Source organism: [Bacteroides] pectinophilus (genome assembly GCA_025146925.1).
Taxonomy (GTDB): domain Bacteria; phylum Bacillota; class Clostridia; order Lachnospirales; family Lachnospiraceae; genus Bacteroides_F; species Bacteroides_F pectinophilus.
The window spans coordinates 2,338,745-2,358,247 of sequence record CP102260.1; the positions used below are offsets into that span (position 1 = coordinate 2,338,745).

Here is a 19,503-nt window from a genome sequence, read left to right on the forward strand (position 1 = left end):
CTGTACGTTAATAAACAATAATCAGGATTCAGCAATGCCGCAAATTACTTTGCGTGAGCGCTGATAACCTTATCCTGAACAGACTTTGGAGCCTGCTCATACTTATCAAAGAACATTGAGTAGTTACCACGACCCTGTGTCTTTGAACGAAGGTCTGTAGCATATCCGAACATCTCTGAAAGTGGAACGTAAGCCTTAACCATCTTACCACCACCAACATCTTCCATACCCTCAACACGGCCTCTACGAGAGTTAACATCACCTATTACATCGCCCATGTATTCCTCAGGCATAGTAATCTCAACTTTCATGATAGGCTCTAAGAGTGCAGGAGCTGCCTTAGCCATAGCATCCTTGAATGCCATAGATCCGGCGATGTGGAATGCCATCTCTGATGAATCGACTTCATGATATGAACCATCGTATACAGTAGCCTTGATACCAAGTACCGGGAATCCGGCAAGGATACCAGCCTGTGAAGCCTCTTCGATACCTTCGCCAACAGCCGGGATGTATTCCTTAGGAATTGAACCACCAACAACCTCTGAAACGAACTCGAATGTCTTCTCGCCGTTAGGATCTGTAGGCTCAAATCTAACCTTACAATGTCCGTACTGTCCACGACCACCTGACTGCTTAGCATACTTACTGTCGACATCAACTGCCTTAGTGAAGCATTCCTTGTAAGCAACCTGTGGGGCACCTACGTTAGCCTCTACGTGGAACTCACGAAGAAGTCTGTCTACGATAATATCAAGATGAAGTTCACCCATACCGGCAATGATTGTCTGGCCTGTTTCCTTATCTGTATGAGCTCTGAATGTAGGATCCTCTTCAGCAAGCTTTGCTAAAGCCTCACCCATCTTACCCTGGTCATTCTTAGTCTTTGGCTCGATAGCAAGTTCGATAACCGGCTCTGGGAACTCCATAGACTCAAGGATTACAGGATGCTGCTCATCACAGATTGTATCACCTGTTGCTGTAAACTTAAGACCTACAGCTGCTGCGATATCACCTGAGTAAACCTTATCGATTTCTTTTCTGTTGTTGGCATGCATCTGAAGGATACGTCCAACTCTTTCCTTCTTGTTCTTTGTTGCGTTAAGAACATAAGAACCTGCATTCAGTGTACCGGAGTAAACTCTGAAGAATGCTAACTTACCTACGAATGGGTCCGTCATAATCTTGAATGCAAGAGCTGAGAATGGCTCATCATCTGAAGACTTAACAGATACTTCATTACCATCCTCGTCAACACCATTGATATCCGGGATATCTGTTGGAGCCGGCATGTACTCAAGTACTGCATCAAGGAGCTTCTGAACGCCCTTATTCTTATAAGCTGTACCGCAGAGGCAAGGGATTGCATCACCAGCGATAGTAGCCTTTCTTAATGTCTTCTTAAGCTGCTCTACTGTTGGCTCCTCACCCTCAAGATACTTCTCCATAAGGTCATCATCGAACTCAACAATCTGCTCTACCATCTTGTCATGATACTCCTGAGCCTGATCCTTAAGATCATCAGGAATCTCACCAACCTGGATGTCATCGCCCTTATCTCCGTTGAAGATATAAGCCTGCATCTCGAATAAGTCTACGATACCCTGGAAGTAATCTTCCTTACCGATAGGAATCTGGATAAGGACAGGATTCTTACCAAGCTTTGAAATAAGCTGGTCACATGAACCAAAGAAGTCAGCACCAAGCTTATCCATCTTGTTCATGAAAGCCATACGTGGAACATTGTACTTATCAGCCTGACGCCATACGTTCTCTGACTGTGGCTCAACACCGTTCTGTGCATCGAATACACCAACAGCGCCGTCAAGTACTCTAAGTGAACGCTCAACCTCAACAGTGAAGTCTACGTGTCCAGGAGTATCAATGATATTGATACGGTATTCTGGAGCTCCAGCTTTCTTCTTGCCATTCTCCTCAAGAGTCCAATGACATGTTGTAGCGGCTGATGTGATTGTGATACCTCTTTCCTGCTCCTGGGCCATCCAGTCCATTGTTGCAGTACCGTCATGAGTATCACCGATTTTATGATTAACACCAGTATAATAAAGGATACGCTCTGTTAATGTTGTCTTACCAGCATCGATATGAGCCATGATACCAATATTTCTGGTTCTCTCTAATGGATATTCTCTTCCAGCCATTGTTTTTCCTCTCTTATATAATGGGGATTCAATTGAATCTCTATAGATAATTAGAATCTATAGTGAGCAAATGCCTTATTAGCATCTGCCATTCTGTGCATTTCTTCCTTCCTCTTTACTGATGCTCCTGTGTTACCAGCTGCATCGAGGATCTCGTTAGCGAGACGCTCTTCCATAGTCTTCTCGCCTCTTGCACGTGAAAATGTTGTTAACCAACGAAGTGCTAAAGTCTGTCTTCTCTCAGGCTTTACTTCGATTGGAACCTGATATGTTGCACCACCGATACGTCTAGCCTTAACTTCAAGAACTGGCATGATGTTGTTCATAGCCTCCTCGAATACCTCTAAAGCTGGGCGGTCAGTCTTAGCTGCAACCCTGTCAAATGCTCCGTATACAATCTTCTGAGCGATACTCTTCTTACCATCAAGCATAATGTTGTTGACAAGCTTAGTAACCACCTTGTTATTGTAAATAGGATCTGCTAATACATCTCTTTTCTGAGTATGTCCTTTACGTGGCACGGTTCTTCCCTCCTTAATAATAATTAATTCATCGGTACTCACAATTATCTTGGCCTTTTTCCACTGCGGGATAATCGGCTTGTGTTCGTGCTCGGCTCTATATTAAACCTGCAACCTCAGGATTCAATCTAATTCCGGCACTTAACGTAATTTTGTGAATAAATATTAAATTACCTAATGTGACTTATGTCACAAGCAAGCGCTTGAATTACTTAGCGTCCTTAGGTCTCTTGGCACCGTACTTAGAACGGGCCTGTCTTCTCTTAGCAACACCAGCTGTATCAAGTGTACCTCTGATGATGTGGTATCTTGTACCTGGAAGGTCCTTTACACGACCACCACGGATAAGAACAACGCTATGCTCCTGAAGGTTGTGACCTTCACCTGGGATGTAGCTTGTTACTTCGATACCGTTAGAAAGACGTACTCTGGCAATCTTTCTAAGAGCTGAGTTAGGCTTCTTAGGAGTTGCTGTCTTAACAGCTGTACATACACCTCTCTTCTGTGGAGCAGAGATATCTGTAGCCTTCTTCTTAAGAGAGTTATATCCCTTCTGAAGAGCAGGAGCTGTTGACTTCTTAACAGATGTCTGACGACCATTTCTTACTAACTGATTAAATGTAGGCATTCTTTTTTCACCTCCCGGAATTAGAATAAAAACTGTGGTTGCTATTATTCATTGCCCAAATTATAATGAATAAACAGTCCAGTGCTCTATGGCACAAAAAAATTAAGCGCCCAAAACTGCACGCTTAATTATTATATAAATATATTATGTCTATGTCAAGCATTTTTTATCAATCAAAAAGCTGTCATTTAATAATTTTTTAAGACCTTTATCTGGTAAGCAGCATCCTGTCATTATCAAAATCCTGTCTTGTTTTTGCGGAATACATCTTAAGCAGATCATCAAGAGACATTGCCTTACGGCTTTGCTCATCAATATCAAGAATGATATTGCCCGAATCCATCATAATCGTCCTGTTGCCCGTCTCCATTGCAGACTTAAGATTATGCGTAATCATCATTGTTGTAAGGTTATATTTTTTTACAACATTCTGTGTAATCTCCATAACCTTTTCTGCAGTTGCAGGGTCAAGCGCCGCAGTATGCTCATCAAGAAGGAGTACCTTAGGAGGTACCAGTGTACACATAAGAAGTGTCACTACCTGTCTCTGTCCTCCTGACAGCAGCCCGACTTTTGTCTTCATCCTGTCTTCAAGCCCCATGCCAAAATCGGCGAGTGCATTGCGGAAGAATTCTTTATCCTTTTTATTAAGTGCAAATCCAAGCCCCGGTTTGCCTGCTCTTGAATACGCAAGCGCAATATTCTCTTCAATTGTCATTCCCGGTGCAGTGCCCTTCATAGGATCCTGGAACACACGCCCTATAACATGTGAGCGTTTATGTTCCTTCATATATGTAATATCATCACCATCAAGAATAATCGAACCGGAATCAAGTAAAAATGTTCCGCATATTGCATTAAATAATGTTGACTTGCCTGCTCCGTTAGAACCGACTATAGTTACAAAATCACCTTTATTCAGTGTAAGGTTGAGGCTGTCAAGTGCAACATGTTCATTAGGTGTTCCCTTGGCAAACACCTTAACTGCGCTGTTTATCTTCAGCATTGCATTGTCTGTCACCGCATTATCAGTCATTGCTTTTCCCATGTTACCTGCGTCCTCCCATTCTTGTTCTGTACATTCCGATATACTGTTTGATTGCCGGTATTGAAAGTGCAATTGCAACTATCACTGCTGACAGGAACTTAAGCATGTATGCAGGGAATATACTTGATTTTATTGCAAATGCAATTATAAATCTGTATATTACGGCGCCGAATACAGAGCAGATGATTCCTGCTGTTATATTTCTTCTGCCGCCGAATACCTCACCGATTATTACCGATGCAAGACCTACAACCAGGATTCCCACACCCGAATTAATATCCGCATAACCCTGATACTGTGCAAGCAGCCCACCGGCTGCCGCTATGCAGGCATTGGCGATTGCAAGTGCAAGAACCTTGGTCATATCTGCATTTATCGAAGATGCCCTTACCATGTCTTCATTGTCTCCCGTTGCCCTTATGCATAACCCGAGACGTGTTCTGAAGAATAATATCAGAATCAGGCTGAATACTACCGCAAATACTGCCGGAATTATAATCTTTACAGCATCCCTTGAAAGCCCCGGAAACATCTTATAAGCTATTCTGAATATTGTATCTGCCTTGATGAGACTTAAGTTGGAGCTTTCTCCCATTATCATGATATTTATCGAGTAGAGACCGCTCATTGTAAGGATTCCTGATAATACCGGATGTATCATAAGCTTTGTCTGTAAAAATCCCGTAACAACTCCTGCAAGAGCTCCGGCTGCCATTCCGAGAAGTATTCCTATTACCGGATGGCCTGCTATTGACAGAACCGCTGACACGGTAAGTCCCAGTGTGAAGCTTCCTTCAGCCGTAAGATCCGGTATATTCATTATTCTGAAAACTATGTATATTCCTATCGCCAGCAGACCATATATAAGTCCAAGCTGGAGTGAGCCTAACACTAAGACCATTGCGTGCCTCCCAATTCAAAATCGTATTAATTACTTTGCATCTGTTATAAGCTGTGCTGTTGACTTAACGCTGTCAGGTATTGTGACACCGAGTGCTTCCATTGTGTTCTGGTTGATTACAGTTCCTGATGCAGGAACTACTACCGAAGGAACATCTGCGACCTTCCTGCCTCCAAGAATCTCAACTGCCATGTCTGCACTCTGTGAACCAATCTGCTTATCATTCATAGCTACTGTTGCAAATGCACCTGACTGCACTGTTGTTGCGCTGCATGCATATACAGGAATCTTATTTTTTCTTGTTATCTCTGTAATCTGTGCCATACCTGACTGAACAACACTATCATTAGGTACAAAGATTGCATCAACGCTTCCTACAAGACTTTCTGCTGCCTGCTGAATCTCTGACGAATTAGTTACTACAGCCTCAACATACTTAAGTCCCTTGCCGTCAAGGTAAGACTTTGCATCTTTAACTGTATTTACTGAGTTAACCTCACCGGTGTTATATATAAGGCCATATGTCTTATTACCCGGTGTGAGTGAATCGCTGAGATTAAATATATCGCTTACAGGGATTGCATTAGATGTACCTGTTGCATTCTTATCAGGCTTTTCCATGTTGCTTGTCACACCCGCTGCCACAGGAGCAGATACAGAGATGAATACTACAGGGATATCTGAATCCATATTAACCATAGCCTGAGTTGCCGGAGTTGCAATTGTTGCTACAAGATCCATTCTGCTGTCAACCATCTCCTGGCAGATTGTATTAAGTGTTGCCGTATCACCCTGCGCGCTCTTAACAACTATGTCGCACTTATCTTCTGTGTATCCCTTGGCACGGAGCTCCTCGATGAATCCGTCCTTCATATCGTTAAATGCGCCATTCTCGATAAGCTGTATTACGCCAACCTTAATCTTGCCGCTGCTCTTCTCTGAACTGCTGCCACATGCCGCCATTCCTGTTGCCATAACTGCTGCGAGCATCATACATGCTGCCTTCTTAAACATCTTTCCAAGTCTCATAATTTTTCTCCCTTTCAATTATAAATTTTTACCACAAGATATAGAATCAGTCGTTGCATTAAAAAATCCCCGGCAGATATAAATCTGCCAGGGACGAATTGTTCGTGGTACCACCCTAATTCAGACTCCATGCGCCATCACGTCTTATTGGAATCCCTCTTGCCCTTAACGCGGGTCATACGGCACAGGCTACTCAAAAACTCAATATAAAGCTTCATCTTTCACCCTGCGTCTTGCAAGTCCATTCCCTATCCCTTCCATACCGGATTCCACCAGCTCCGGCTCTCTGTGATGTCAGTAAAACAGGTACTCGTCTTGTTCATCGACTTTATCTCTATCACTTAAAACGCATTATAGCAACATCCATTCCGAATGTCAAACATTTTCTTAAAGAAATGTAAAATTCCGCCACGTATTAATCGTTATAGACCTTCCGGAACTCTGAATAACCATCTTCCTCAAGCTTCTGAATCTGGAACTTGGCATTCTTGTTAAGCGGCTGTACAGTTACAATATTGCCCTGTTCGCGCAGCTTTGTTGCCTCAGCAAATACATCGGCAAGCTTGTCTGTAGACACCTTGCTGTCAACAAGAATTGCAATGCATTTTTTGTCTCTTGCAAATGCCTTGTCACCAAGCTTATCCTTGAGTATTGTGATGATGCGCTCAAAGCCGATTGAAAATCCGCATGCACATACCTTCTGTCCGCAGAACTTGCCAATCATCTCATCATATCGTCCGCCTCCGGCGATTGAGAAGTTATATCCGTCAATTGTAATCTCAAATATTGTTCCTGTGTAATATGACATTCCTCTTACAAGTGTAGGGTCAAATACAAGGCTTACATCGCTGCTTATCATAGGCTTCACACATGAGAGTATGCCGTCGAGTGAGTCAACAACTGATGAATCTATCGCATCGGCACCTATAAGGCTGCAGAAATCCCCGCATGATATTCCCTCTGTAATTTTCGTGAACATCTGTGTATACTTTTCAACTGCATCAGCAGCAAATCCGCTCTTTACAAGTTCTTCCTTAACTCCGTCTATTCCGATCTTGTCCATCTTATCAAGAATGATGAACACAGTGTCGAAACTCTCTTCGTCAAAGCCTGCGCTCTTAGCCATTCCCTTAAGGATTCTTCTGTCATTAACGTGAACTGTAAACCTGCTTATTCCGACCTCTTCAAAAATCTTTGTGAGCATTGATGTTGTTGCAGCAATAAGCTCTATCTCTGCCAGAATCGATGAATCTCCGAGAATATCGATATCGCACTGTGTAAACTGACGGAATCTTCCCTTCTGCGGTCTGTCGGCACGGAATACGTTGCCAATCTGAAGTGATTTGAAGGGAGTTGTCAGTACTGCCTGATTGTTGGCATAATAACGCGAAAGCGGTACAGTAAGATCATAACGGAGAGCCGAATCCGCAAGTTCTCCGCCATTCTCGATTGCACGCTGAAGATCCGCGCCTCTCTTCATTACAGGGAAGATGAGCTTCTCATTCTCTCCGCCCTGCTTGCCTGTAAGATTCCCAAGGTGTTCCATTACAGGTGTCTCTATAAGCGAAAATCCATATGTTGCATATGTTTCTTTAATCATATTAATGACATGTTCACGAAGTCTCATGTCTGATGGGAGGAAATCATTCATTCCCTTTATTGGCGTTTTGATAAATCCCATTGTTATTATCTCCTTATGTTCCGGTTAATAAATACAGTTACATATCTTATGATAAATGCTGTTACATGTCCCACGCATGGTGGTCTGTATGAAGCAGCTTGTGTGCCACAGGTGAATTAGGCTTCTCGAAGAATTCCTCATACATCTTAAGCACATCAGGGTTCTCATGACTGAATCTGATATTCTTACTGCGGTCAAGACTGTACAGGATAGGTGCTCTGTCTTTTGCAAGTTCCTGTCCGTCACGGATAGGCTGTCCGCCGCCGCCTACGCATCCTCCCGGACACGCCATTACCTCAACAAAATCGTACTTCACTTCACCGCGCTTAATTGCATCAAGCAACTGTCTTGTATTGCCAAGGCCGTGGACCGTTGCTGTTCTTATCTCATTGCCGCCGACATTGAATGCTGCCTCTTTCCACGGGTTCATTCCTCTCACTGCACTGAATGCATCAGCATCAGGATTCTTACCTGTTACAAGATAGAACGCTGAACGGAGCGCTGCCTCCATAACACCGCCTGTCGCGCCGAATATTACGCCGGCACCGCTGTATGTTCCGAGTGGTGAATCGAAGTCCTCCTCCGGAAGGGCTTCGGGAATTATTGCCTCTCCTCTTACAAGCCTTGCAAATTCTCTTGTTGTAAGCACATAATCAACATCCTGTCCGTATCCTGCAGAACTCATATTATCATATGCCGCTTCCGCTTTCTTGGCTGTACAAGGCATAATAGAGACTGAACATATTCTTGACGGATCTATATCCGCTTTCTTGGCAAAATATGACTTAACAACTGCGCCGAACATCTGCTGCGGTGACTTGGCTGTTGACAGATTATCCACGAATTCAGGATACTGTGACTTAACAAATCTCACCCAGCCCGGGCAGCACGATGTAAACATTGGAAGTCTGCTCTTGTCAGGATTCTTAAGCCTTTCTATAAATTCATTTCCCTCTTCCATTATCGTAAGATCCGCTGAAAAATTGGTATCGAATACATAATCAAAGCCTATATGTCTGAGCACCGACGCAAGTCTCTTCTCTGTAGCCACATCCCCCGGCATGCCGAGATCCTCGCCCCATGCCGTTCTGACGGCAGGTGCCACCTGAACCACAGTTATCGTCTCCGGGTCATTAAGAGCCGCAAGTACCTTGCCGATATCATCCTTTTCTCTTAGCGCTCCTACAGGGCAATGTGTCACACACTGTCCACAGGCTGCACAGTCCGCATGTTCAATCTTACGGCCGTTAGCCACATCCACAGTTGTTCTGCTGCCTGTATTAACTACATCCCATACATGAAGCGTCTGTATCTTTTCACATACCTGAATACAGCGCATGCACTTAATACATTTGGCATTATCGCGGATAATAGGGAATTCAGGATTCCAATCATTATGCTCTATTCTTCCATTATACGGATTCTCTATACATCCCAGATCATTAGCAATCTTCTGAAGCTCACAGTTACCGCTTCGTACACAGATTGCACATCTGCAGTCATGCTGCGAAAGTATAAGACGTACGATTGTCTTGCGTGTCTCTCGTACCTTAGGTGAGTTAGTGAATATTACCATTCCCTCCTCAACCTTATTATTACAGGCCGTTATGAGCTTTTCCTTGCCCTGAAGTTCCACCTGGCATACACGGCATGCTGCTATCTCATTAATATCGCGGAGATAGCACAGATGTGGAATCATAATTCCGATGCCTGCCGCAGCATCAAGAATTGTTGTGCCCTCAGGGACACTTACCGGACGGTTGTTTATTGTAAGATTTACCATATCTCTGCTCTTCCTCCTTTAAAGTTACCATAGCCAAAGTGGTCGCACCTTAAGCAGCGCGAAGACTCCTGCTCAGCCTCTTCAAGAGTCATGCCGCATTCGATATGATCAAAATTGCATTTTCTCTCATCCGCAGGCACATTGGTAAGATTAACCCTTCCGCACGCCGGCTTGTCCGCATGGCTTGCCGCCGGAATGTCTATATCAACGCTTATGAGATGATTATATCCGAGATATTCATCTATATTGGCCGCTGCCACCTTACCTGCGGCAATAGCACGTATTACAGTTGCAGGCCCGGTTACACAGTCACCTCCGGCAAATACACCCGGTATATTGATAATCTCGCCATCATCCATGGCTGTTATGTTGCCTCTCTTGACAGGCATTCCCGCCTCCTCAAAATGACGGCTCTCAATACCCTGTCCGATTGCGACTATTACGATATCACATGCGACCCTCACCTCAGGCTTTGATGAATCAGATGGTCTGGCCCTTCCCCATTCATCCATTCTTCCGATTATCTGTGGCTTAACCCACAATGCCACGGCATTGCCGTTCTCATCAGCCTCTATTCTTACCGGACTGCTGAGCTCCATAAGTTCACAGCCTTCCTCAAGTGCTCCTTCCACTTCTTCAGGAAGCGCTGTCATATCTTCCTTACGCCTTCTGTAGGCAATTATTGCTCTCTTAGCACCAAGTCTTACCGCTGAGCGTACACAGTCCATTGCAACATTACCACCGCCGACAACAGCAACCGTCTTGCCGGTAAAATCAGGTACATTATCGTTACCTATATTATCAAGCAGCTCAACCGCCGACATAACATTATTGCTGTCTTCACCCTCTATTCCTATCTTCTTATCGTTATGGGCACCGATTGCAATATAAACGGCATCATACTGGTCTCTAAGATCCTTAATTGAGAAATTCTCACCAATCTTTGTATTATACTTAACTTCAACTCCTGTTGACAGAACACAGTCAATATCTTCCTGAAGGCGTTCTCTTGGAAACCGGTAATTAGGTATTCCGTATCTTAACATTCCGCCAAGCTTGGACTTCATCTCATAAACAACGCACTTATGCCCCATAAGCGAAAGGAAATACGCTGCACTGAGTCCGCTTGGACCACCTCCGACAATAGCAACTCTCTTACCGGTTGCCGCGGCACATGGAGGTGCCGGCACAACTCCTGCATTATCCACAGCAAATCTTTTAAGTCCTCTTATATTAACTGCCGTGTCAAACATACTTCTGCGGCATCTTGCCTCACATGGATGCTCACATATAAGTGCACACGCTGTAGGGAAAGGATTATCCTTTCTTATAAGACGCACTGCATCTGCATATCTTCCTTCATTAACAAGCGCGATATATCCCGGAATATCAACTCCCGCAGGGCACAATGCAACACAAGGTATTGCCTGGGTTATGTGATTGGTACATTTGCCATTTTTGATATGTGCAACATAATCGTCACGGAAACCTTCAAGCCCCCTGAGTACCATATTGGCTGCCTCATATCCGATTGCACAGTCAGCCGAGTTACTTATTACCTTGGCAAGCCTTTCTATCTCGCCAAGCGTCTCCATTGTTGCCTCTCCTTCAAGGACCTGATTAAGGTAATCTGCAAGCTGTCCGAGTCCTACACGGCACGGCACACATTTACCGCATGTCTGTGCATGGCATAGTCTGAGGAAATTAAGTGCAAGATCTACAGGGCATATTCCCGGAGGACTTGCCACAATACGTCTCTCAAGATCCTTATACAGTCTCTCTACAGTCTGGCCGGCAACATTCTTAGTTGCAATTTTAAGTCTGCTCATATACGCTACGTCTCCTAATTATCTGTGTTCTTCCAATATCTTCTCAAGGATAATAACTGCGTCTTCAATACATCCCGGGCAGCTTCTTAACACTTCTCCCGTCTCAACACCCTTGAGGTCTTTGCATACTATTGACTTATTTTTGTTTTTAAATGTCTCGACAAGCTCTTTTGAAAGCTTATATGTCTGTCCCTTTGAGTCTGGCTTCTCAAGGTTGGCCGAACTGTTAAGCAGTCCGAGTATTGTAACCGCTCCGTTAACCGCACCACAAGTTCCTTCCATACATCCCATTCCAAGCCCCATGCCTTCTGTCAGACGGAACATCGCTGCCTCATCAATCCCAAATTCGTCACAAAAACTGCATGCTACAGCCTGTGCGCAGTTATATCCCTTATTGTGTAATTCTGCCGCTTTATCAGTTCTGTTTCCCATATATACATTCTCCAATCCTGTATGCTTTACGTGTTAAATAGCATTTAATTTTCATTATATACATTTTGCCGGAGCTATGCAATATTTGTTTATTTTATAACATAAACAAGGCAGAGTACCTCTAAAATGGCACTTGAATAAATACCTGTATCATATTAAAATAAATCATATTTTTCGTCGCATGCAGACAGCATGCGGGAATGGGGATATTTATGATACAGACGCTTTACAATGTAGACGGATATGATGAGGATAAGATATACAGTGCTATATGCAGATCTTTTGAGACACTCGGAATAATTAATGATATCCACCCGGGAATGAAAGTTGTGCTGAAGCCTAATCTTGTCATGGCAAAGAGCCCACAGTTTCCCGTAACTACACATCCGGCAGTAATTAATGCAGCAGCACGGTATTTCCACGATAACGGAATAACAGACATAACACTTGCCGAAAGCTCAGGCGGACTGTATAACGCGGAATATATCAAAAATATATACCGTGTATGCGGTCTTAAGAGCCTTCACCCGTATATAAAGCTTAATATGGATTTTACATCTAAGGTGGTTACATGCCGCGAAGGTTTTGTGAACCATACATTCAACCTTATAACTCCAATCGTCGAAGCTGATTATGTTGTTAATATATGTAAGCTTAAGACACATTCCATGACCGGCTATTCCGGCGGAATAAAGAACCTTTTCGGAACAATCCCCGGTCTTGAGAAACCTCAGATGCACTATCGCTGGCCTAAGATTGAAGATTTTTCCAATATGCTGTTGGAGCTTGCACAGACAGTTAATCCGGCTGTTACTATAATTGATGCCATAGATGCCATGGAGGGTAACGGTCCTACAGGAGGCACGTCACATCCTCTTAACCTCATTATGGCTGCAAGAGATTTTTACACACAGGATTACTTTGCAGCACAGCTTATGAAACTTAATCCTATGGATGTTGTTATGATACGTCAGGCCGTAGAACGCGGGCTTGCCCTGCCTGATGAGATTGAACTTGCCGGTGAGCAGATTCCTGAAGGACTTACGCCGTTTGAGAAACCGGATACGCATAAGCTTGATTTTTCTACGAGTGTGCCTCCGTTTCTTGCACGTCCGGCCACCATGCTAATGAAACATTTCCTTAAGTCTTACCCTAAGGTTAATCCGGATATATGCGTCGGATGCGGCAGATGCGCCGAGAGCTGCCCTGCCCATATAATAAAGATAAAAGATAAAAAAGCACATTTTACAAAGAAAGGCTGTATCTCATGCTTCTGTTGCCAGGAGATGTGTCCTGCCAAAGCCATCTCTGTAAAACGTGCATTATAAACGCATATCCGGTTGCTTATTCAATCCAAATCACATTGCCCCATAATTATTCCGGCAATATGTTCATAGTCATTAACAAAGTCTGCGCGATGATAATCCATCGTGCTTATTTTATTCATAACCTTACTCATGTCATCAAGTTCCGTTATATCTATACTCACAGCCGCACCCAGATTGCACATCATTGCAATGTTCATTCTGTCCTCTGCGATATCAGGCCGACCAATCAGTGCAGCCGGTGTTCCGGCAAGCAGCACTTCAGCTATCGTAGACCAGCCGGGCTTTGTTATACAGTAATCACATGCCGCAATATAATTATTAGTATCCGGCACTCCTTCCGGTAATTCATATACGTTATCACTGCCTTCAGCAAAATGTATTCCGCCCGTAGCGACAAATCTGTACTGAAGACCGTTCACATCTATCTTTGTGTCAATTCCCGAATTACTTCCGCCAACCGACATGAATACAAGCTTTTGTCCACCGCATGACAGCTTTCTGCGTATGTTATCCACACGTTCACAGTCAAATGGCCGCGCCGCAAGTCCTACCTGTATTCCATCCGGAAAACGTTTCCTTGTCGGTTCATTAGCCATGGCATACAAAAGTACCCTGTCTGCATCCTCAAAGCACTTCCTGTATGGTGCAAGCAGCTTTTCATCAAGATATTCTTCAAAGACTTCTATCCACGTAAAGCTTGCCATAAAAAATGACGGCACTCCGGCTCTCTTCGCCGCCGTAAGAGCCCATGGAACAATATCACATATGACAGCTGCCGCGTCATATCTTTTGATGAGTCCGACTGCCTCTTCTATCCTTGATTCAAATGTTTCCACATATGCTCTGACTCCGCGTTCAAGTGCCCCGGCATCAATCTTAAGTGTTCCCGGAATTACAGGTGTCCCATAATCAGTATCCCCCTCAATGCAGACAAATCTCCCTTTACCACTGACGCCGCATTCTTCGTTGTCATCAATTATGTGTCTGTCCGCCATATAGCTCCTGGCAGCATTAAGCTGTTTTGCCCCACAAATGCAGATAACCTGCATGCCGCACTCTAAAAGCCGCGCCATAACAGGTATCTCACGCATTATATGTCCAAAACCATGATTGGAAATATAGAATATATATGTCATTAATCTGCTCTCTTTATACTTCTGTGAATCTGTCAGCCTCTGACTTAAGTGCATCAGCTATCTGCTTATTCTCCTGCATTACATCTGATACCTTAGACATGTCTTCAACAAGATCATTAGTATTCATTGCAGCTGTCGTTACTGCACTTGCACTCTCACCTATAGCTGTTGCAATTCCGTCAATAGCCTCTGATATACTGTTCACAAGCTTCTTCTGCTCAGCTGTAAGCTCATGGAAATGTGTGACAACTCCGTTAATGTGAGCCGCATCATCATCATACTGTCTTCCTGACGCAACAAAGCTGTCATAATCAGGAAGTATCGTCTCGTTAATATATGCAACAAGCTCATTAGAACTGTCAACAAGTGCCTTTACCGCTGCAACAACCATTGTATTAATATTCTGGATATTATTAGCCGTATCCCTGCTTGAATCAGCCAGCTGCCTTATCTCATCCGCAACAACAGCAAATCCGCGTCCTGCTTCGCCTGCTCTTGCCGCTTCAATCGATGCATTCAGGGCAAGCAGATTAGTCTGTCCTGATATACTCAGTATCTCATCAGTAAGTTCATTGACACGCTGTACACTCTTACTGTCATCAATTGCCTTATTAAGTGCAACAAGAATTCCTTCCATTACCGAATTGGTGTTATCCTTGTTATTCTGTGCCATCGTGCTGAGTTCCTCAGCCCTCTTCTTCATATCCTCAGTATACTTAAGAAGATTGTCAGATGCATCGGCAATATCCTTTGTATTATTGTCAACAGTACCCGTATTGTCATCCACAGTAGTCACTGTTGCAGATATCTCCTGCATTGTTGCTGAAAGCTCTTCCATTACAGATGATACATCACATGAATTCTCGTTGGCTTTCTTAACGCTTTCGAGGACATTACCGACAATATCCTCAAGCTTGTCAGAATCACTGGTAATCTCCTGCATTATATTCTGCAGTGTTCCTATGAATGTATTAATTCCATTACCAAGCTGTGCAATCTCATCCTTGCCATCTACTGCTATGCGTTCTGTAAGATTACCCTGCCCTTTATCAATGCTGCTTACTATCTCTCCAAGCTTCTTATTAGTAGCCGTCATAGGCTTTGTAACCTCAAAACGGATAATAATAATTGTAACTGCAGCTACCGCCATCGCAATAAAAAGGAATACCGCCGATGTAATTATAGCCGAATTATAAGCATCTGTCTGATGCTGTATTGCCATATCCATGCCATCATGATTGGCATCGATAAGCTGTTCCATAAGCTTGCTTATCTGATTGCCGAGATTAGTAAGTGATGAATTAGCAATACTTACAGCCTGCTGTGACTGACCGTCGTTACTGTACTTAATCGCCTGCTCAAAGTTCTTTACGTAGTTGGCATAAGCCTCTTTGAACTTCTGATATTCCTGTCTTGACTCATCATCAGCAAGTCTGCCCTCAAGCTGCGCGCACTGGTCATCAATCTCCGACTTAAGTTTTTCCGATTCAGTAGTAAGATTACGCTTTGTTGATCCGTCAGTGGCAATGCAATGTGCAAATATTACCCTCTGCAGTGATTCAAAATTAGCCGACATATCTCCTAATATTGATATGCTCTGTGCGTATTCTGATGATATCTTCCTGCTTGCATCCATTACCGAATTAAAGCTGAAATAATTCGTTACTGCCATAACAATCATACATAATACCATGAGCAGTGCAGGTACAAGAAGCTTTATCTTAACGCTCAGATTTTTTATAATACGCATAAATACCTCCATTTCTGTGCCCTTTACAAACATCAGCAAATCTGCTTATGCTAAAGGTACTATATCCATAGTAATTATTATATGGATTATATTATTTTAATCGAGGTTTTTCAACATATTTTGAGTTCATTTATATTTTATTACTGAAATTTTGCCATTAAAGATGTACCAATTGTTCCTTCCGGCATTGCGATACCATAATTATCTGCTATTGTAGCACCTATAACGCCAAACGTATCCTGCTCATCGAGCTGTCCGTAACCGCTTAGCGAAGGTGAATATACAAGAAGAGGGACCTTCTCTCTTGTATGGTCCGTTCCCTTATACGTCGGATCATTACCATGGTCAGCCGTAATCATAAGCAGGTCATCACTTCTCAGATGCCCCAGAAGTTCTCCAAGCTTCACATCAAAGCGCTCCAGTTCGTCACCGTATCCCTGTGGATTCCGCCTGTGTCCCCACAATGCGTCAAAGTCAACAAGATTCACATAACACAGGCCGTCAAAATCCCTGTCTGCTATTGCAATAGTCTGCTCCATTCCGTGAACCGAACTCTTGGACCTGTTCACCTCTGTTATCCCCTGCATGTTGAATATATCACTTATCTTGCCGACTGATATCACATCTCTGCCCGACTCTTTAAGCGCATCAAGAACAGTCCTGCCTGTCGGACTCAGTGCATAATCGTGCCTGTTGGCTGTTCTTATAAATTCACCGCGCTTCATTCCCGTGTACGGTCTTGCTATTACCCTTCCGACGCGCCATTCCTCACGCATCGTCAGTTCTCTTGCTATCCTGCAGTAATGATACAGCGTATCAAGCCCCATTGTCTCTTCATTGCCGCATATCTGAAGCACCGAATCCGCTGATGTATACACAATAAGTTCGCCGTTATTAATCTCACGCTCGCCAAGCTCATCAAGAATCTGTGTTCCGCTCGCGCTCTTATTGCCTATTATCTTCCGTCCTGTTCTCTTCTCAAGCTCATCAATAAGTTCCTTCGGAAATCCGTGCTCACTGAATGTCTTAAACGGTTTCTGTGTATATATCCCCATCATCTCCCAGTGGCCGGTCATTGTATCTTTACCATTGCTTCTCTCATTAAGCTTAAGATAATATCCCTTAGGCCTGTCACATGGTGCAGCCTGCTTCAGGTTCACAAGATCCGCCATTCCAAGCTCTGCAAGATTAGGTATTGCAAATGTATCCCTGCTCTGTGATATATGCCCGAGCGTATTGACACCTATATCCCCAAAATCTGCCGAATCAGCCATCTCTCCGATTCCAAGTGAATCAATTACTATAACAAATATCCTTTTAAAACGTGCCATAAACCAAGTACCTCCATGACTGATATTATAACACAGATCGGAATTTTATACGATCAATTCACCAATAAGCTCATCAACTGTTATTATGCGGTCTATCCGTGAAACATTGCTTCCACAGAATATAAGACCGTTTTCAATATCGCCCCTGACCGCATTTATAAGTGCCTTTGTTATACAGTACGGAACCTGTGAAGGATTGCAGTGTGCAAGGCATCCGAAGCATTCCGTTATGCGTTCGGGATTATCCTTTGTGCGGCGTATGAAGCTGTTATTAAGCGCACGTCCGGGCATGCCTACAGGGCTTTTTATGATTGTTATGTCATCAGCCGATGCATCTATATACGCCTGTTTGTATGCATCACTGGCATCACATTCCTTCGTCGCCACAAACCGTGTGGCTGCCTGCACTCCGTCTGCCCCAAGAGACAGTGCATGCCTTACGTCATCGCCATTGAATATTCCGCCCGCTGCAATTACAGGAATATGTACGCCAAAGCGTTCTGCATACCCCTTAACACACTCAATTATCCCTCTTATCTCATCATCAAATCTCTCTCTGATACCTGATTCTATATCTTCCCTGCTGAATCCAAGATGGCCGCCTGCTTCCGGTCCTTCTATCACAACCATGTCCGCCGTTCTTTTATACTTCCGCTCCCACATTGACAATATTACTTTCACTGCCTTAACTGACGATACAATCGGTGCAATCTTTGTTCCGGTTCCCGCAACAAGCTCCGGAAGATCTACCGGAAGTCCGGCTCCGCTTATTATTATATCAGCACCGGCCTGTGCTGCTGTCCTTACATGCTCCCTGTAATCCTTAAGCGCCACCATTACATTGACACCTACAAGCCCCTCACGCTTCATTGCAAGTGCATTTTTTATATGTCTTGTAAGAGCTCTTATATTGGCTTCTCTTGTATTAGTCTTAAAATCAGGCTCGTCAAAGCCAATCTGAGCTGACGAAATAACTCCCACTCCTCCCGCGTGTGCCACCGCACCCGCAAGTTGTGAAAGACTTACTCCCACTCCCATTCCGCCCTGAATAACAGGGTATTTTGCGCATTTATCACCAAGTTCCAGACATTTCATTAACATATATCTCTCCTTATTATTTTGATTATCAAACTATTTTAGTATAAAATAAGACAATGCCCATGTCAAGCATTGTCTATCTTCCCTATCTTATCAAGTGCATCCTCTATTATCACATTAATTGACTGGTCAGTTATTCCTGCCACAAGGTTATCGCATCTGTTGACAGGCAGAAGAATCTTCACTGCAGCACTCTGTCCGACTGCCACAGCCATCGCCGGTGATATCTCACCAAGCAGCGCATCCGCAATGACAATTCCGACGGGTCCTATAATCACATCTGCTTTTCTCGCCCCGACAATAACCGCATTCTCACCTGTTGCCCCGCGCAGCTGTGTACCTTTGAGCATAGATGATGTTGCGACGGCATTGGTTCCTGCAACAGTCACATTATGTTCCGGATATCTCTTTAAAATTGAATTAACAAGCTGTTTTCCAAGCTTGCCGCCCTGACCGTCTATAATAAGTATATTCATATACTGCTCCTTTCATGCAGACATCATCTGAATAAATTTCTCAATCATGTGACAGACTATAATGAAGTTTAATATTAAATATCGGAACGTACGCGTTCCCGGAAAGGTGGTCACAATGGGAAACAGCACACTAAACTGCATTGCGCATACACTTATAATCATAGGTGCAATCAACTGGGGGCTTATCGGATTCTTCGGATTTGACCTTGTTGCATTCCTCTTCGGCAATATGTCATGGATCTCAAGAATCATATATGCAATAGTTGGTCTGTGTGGATTGTATGCACTGTCCTTCTACTCAATCCTCGCTCATCAGGAGTCCTAAACCAGACATATTATCACATATGCCAACAGAGAGCCGCTGCATCAT

17 protein-coding genes and 1 other annotated feature are annotated in these 19,503 nt (G+C 43.7%); of the genes, 2 read left to right on the forward strand and 15 right to left on the reverse strand.

The features are described from left to right. Positions 1-44 precede the first annotated feature (44 nt). The 10 genes from fusA to NQ488_10980 all read right to left on the reverse strand — a co-directional run bounded on the left by fusA (position 45) and on the right by NQ488_10980 (position 12,014). Positions 45-2,162: an elongation factor G gene (gene fusA / locus NQ488_10935; protein UWN95085.1), complete on the reverse strand. Its 2,118-nt coding sequence runs from the start codon at positions 2,160-2,162 to the stop codon at positions 45-47. Positions 2,163-2,212: 50 nt separating this feature from the next. After that, a complete protein-coding gene (gene rpsG / locus NQ488_10940) occupies positions 2,213-2,683 on the reverse strand; it encodes a 30S ribosomal protein S7 (protein ID UWN95086.1) in 471 nt (156 codons plus the stop codon). A 208-nt stretch (positions 2,684-2,891) separates the two neighbouring features. Then, a complete protein-coding gene (gene rpsL / locus NQ488_10945; protein ID UWN95087.1) occupies positions 2,892-3,311 on the reverse strand; it encodes a 30S ribosomal protein S12 in 420 nt (139 codons plus the stop codon). Between the two features lie 208 nt (positions 3,312-3,519). Next, the gene (locus NQ488_10950) at positions 3,520-4,317 is read right to left on the reverse strand and encodes an ATP-binding cassette domain-containing protein (GenBank protein UWN97150.1); all 798 of its coding nucleotides are present in this window, start codon (positions 4,315-4,317) and stop codon (positions 3,520-3,522) included. Between the two features lie 43 nt (positions 4,318-4,360). Next, positions 4,361-5,260 carry an ABC transporter permease gene (locus NQ488_10955; GenBank protein ID UWN95088.1) on the reverse strand — a complete coding sequence of 300 codons (900 nt, stop codon included), beginning with the start codon at positions 5,258-5,260 and terminating at the stop codon, positions 4,361-4,363. Positions 5,261-5,290: 30 nt separating this feature from the next. Beyond that, positions 5,291-6,235, reverse strand: a complete 945-nt coding sequence (locus NQ488_10960) for an ABC transporter substrate-binding protein (protein UWN97151.1) — start codon at positions 6,233-6,235, stop codon at positions 5,291-5,293. Positions 6,236-6,375: 140 nt separating this feature from the next. Then, positions 6,376-6,621: a binding site (T-box leader), on the reverse strand. Between the two features lie 83 nt (positions 6,622-6,704). Then, positions 6,705-7,970, reverse strand: coding sequence for a histidine--tRNA ligase (gene hisS / locus NQ488_10965; GenBank protein ID UWN95089.1), 1,266 nt, complete (start codon positions 7,968-7,970; stop codon positions 6,705-6,707). A 61-nt stretch (positions 7,971-8,031) separates the two neighbouring features. Next, positions 8,032-9,753, reverse strand: a complete 1,722-nt coding sequence (locus tag NQ488_10970) for an NADH-dependent [FeFe] hydrogenase, group A6 (protein UWN95090.1) — start codon at positions 9,751-9,753, stop codon at positions 8,032-8,034. Beyond that, positions 9,747-11,582 carry an NAD(P)-binding protein gene (locus NQ488_10975; protein UWN95091.1) on the reverse strand — a complete coding sequence of 612 codons (1,836 nt, stop codon included), beginning with the start codon at positions 11,580-11,582 and terminating at the stop codon, positions 9,747-9,749. Before NQ488_10975 ends, NQ488_10970 begins: the two co-directional genes overlap by 7 nt. An 18-nt stretch (positions 11,583-11,600) precedes the next feature. Next, positions 11,601-12,014, reverse strand: coding sequence for a C-GCAxxG-C-C family protein (locus NQ488_10980; GenBank protein ID UWN95092.1), 414 nt, complete (start codon positions 12,012-12,014; stop codon positions 11,601-11,603). A 212-nt stretch (positions 12,015-12,226) separates the two neighbouring features. Here NQ488_10980 and NQ488_10985 point away from each other — a divergent pair, with 212 nt between their 5' ends. After that, positions 12,227-13,342: a DUF362 domain-containing protein gene (locus tag NQ488_10985; GenBank protein ID UWN95093.1), complete on the forward strand. Its 1,116-nt coding sequence runs from the start codon at positions 12,227-12,229 to the stop codon at positions 13,340-13,342. Positions 13,343-13,362: 20 nt separating this feature from the next. On the opposite strand, the gene NQ488_10990 is transcribed toward NQ488_10985, so the two are convergent. The 5 genes from NQ488_10990 to NQ488_11010 form a co-directional block, all read right to left on the reverse strand. Beyond that, on the reverse strand, positions 13,363-14,532 hold the full coding sequence (locus NQ488_10990; GenBank protein ID UWN95094.1) for a hypothetical protein: 1,170 nt from the start codon (positions 14,530-14,532) through the stop codon (positions 13,363-13,365). Next, entirely contained in the window at positions 14,492-16,228 is a 1,737-nt protein-coding gene (locus tag NQ488_10995) for a methyl-accepting chemotaxis protein (GenBank protein UWN95095.1), read from the reverse strand. The genes NQ488_10990 and NQ488_10995 overlap by 41 nt, the downstream gene beginning before the upstream one ends. Positions 16,229-16,368: 140 nt before the next feature. Next, a complete protein-coding gene (locus NQ488_11000; GenBank protein UWN95096.1) occupies positions 16,369-17,559 on the reverse strand; it encodes a phosphopentomutase in 1,191 nt (396 codons plus the stop codon). Between the two features lie 45 nt (positions 17,560-17,604). After that, a complete protein-coding gene (locus NQ488_11005; protein UWN95097.1) occupies positions 17,605-18,660 on the reverse strand; it encodes a nitronate monooxygenase family protein in 1,056 nt (351 codons plus the stop codon). Between the two features lie 62 nt (positions 18,661-18,722). Continuing rightward, entirely contained in the window at positions 18,723-19,133 is a 411-nt protein-coding gene (locus tag NQ488_11010; GenBank protein UWN95098.1) for a DUF3842 family protein, read from the reverse strand. Positions 19,134-19,248: 115 nt separating this feature from the next. On the opposite strand from NQ488_11010, the gene NQ488_11015 reads away from it, so the two are divergent. Beyond that, a complete protein-coding gene (locus NQ488_11015; protein ID UWN95099.1) occupies positions 19,249-19,458 on the forward strand; it encodes a DUF378 domain-containing protein in 210 nt (69 codons plus the stop codon). The last annotated feature ends 45 nt before the right edge of the window (positions 19,459-19,503 follow it).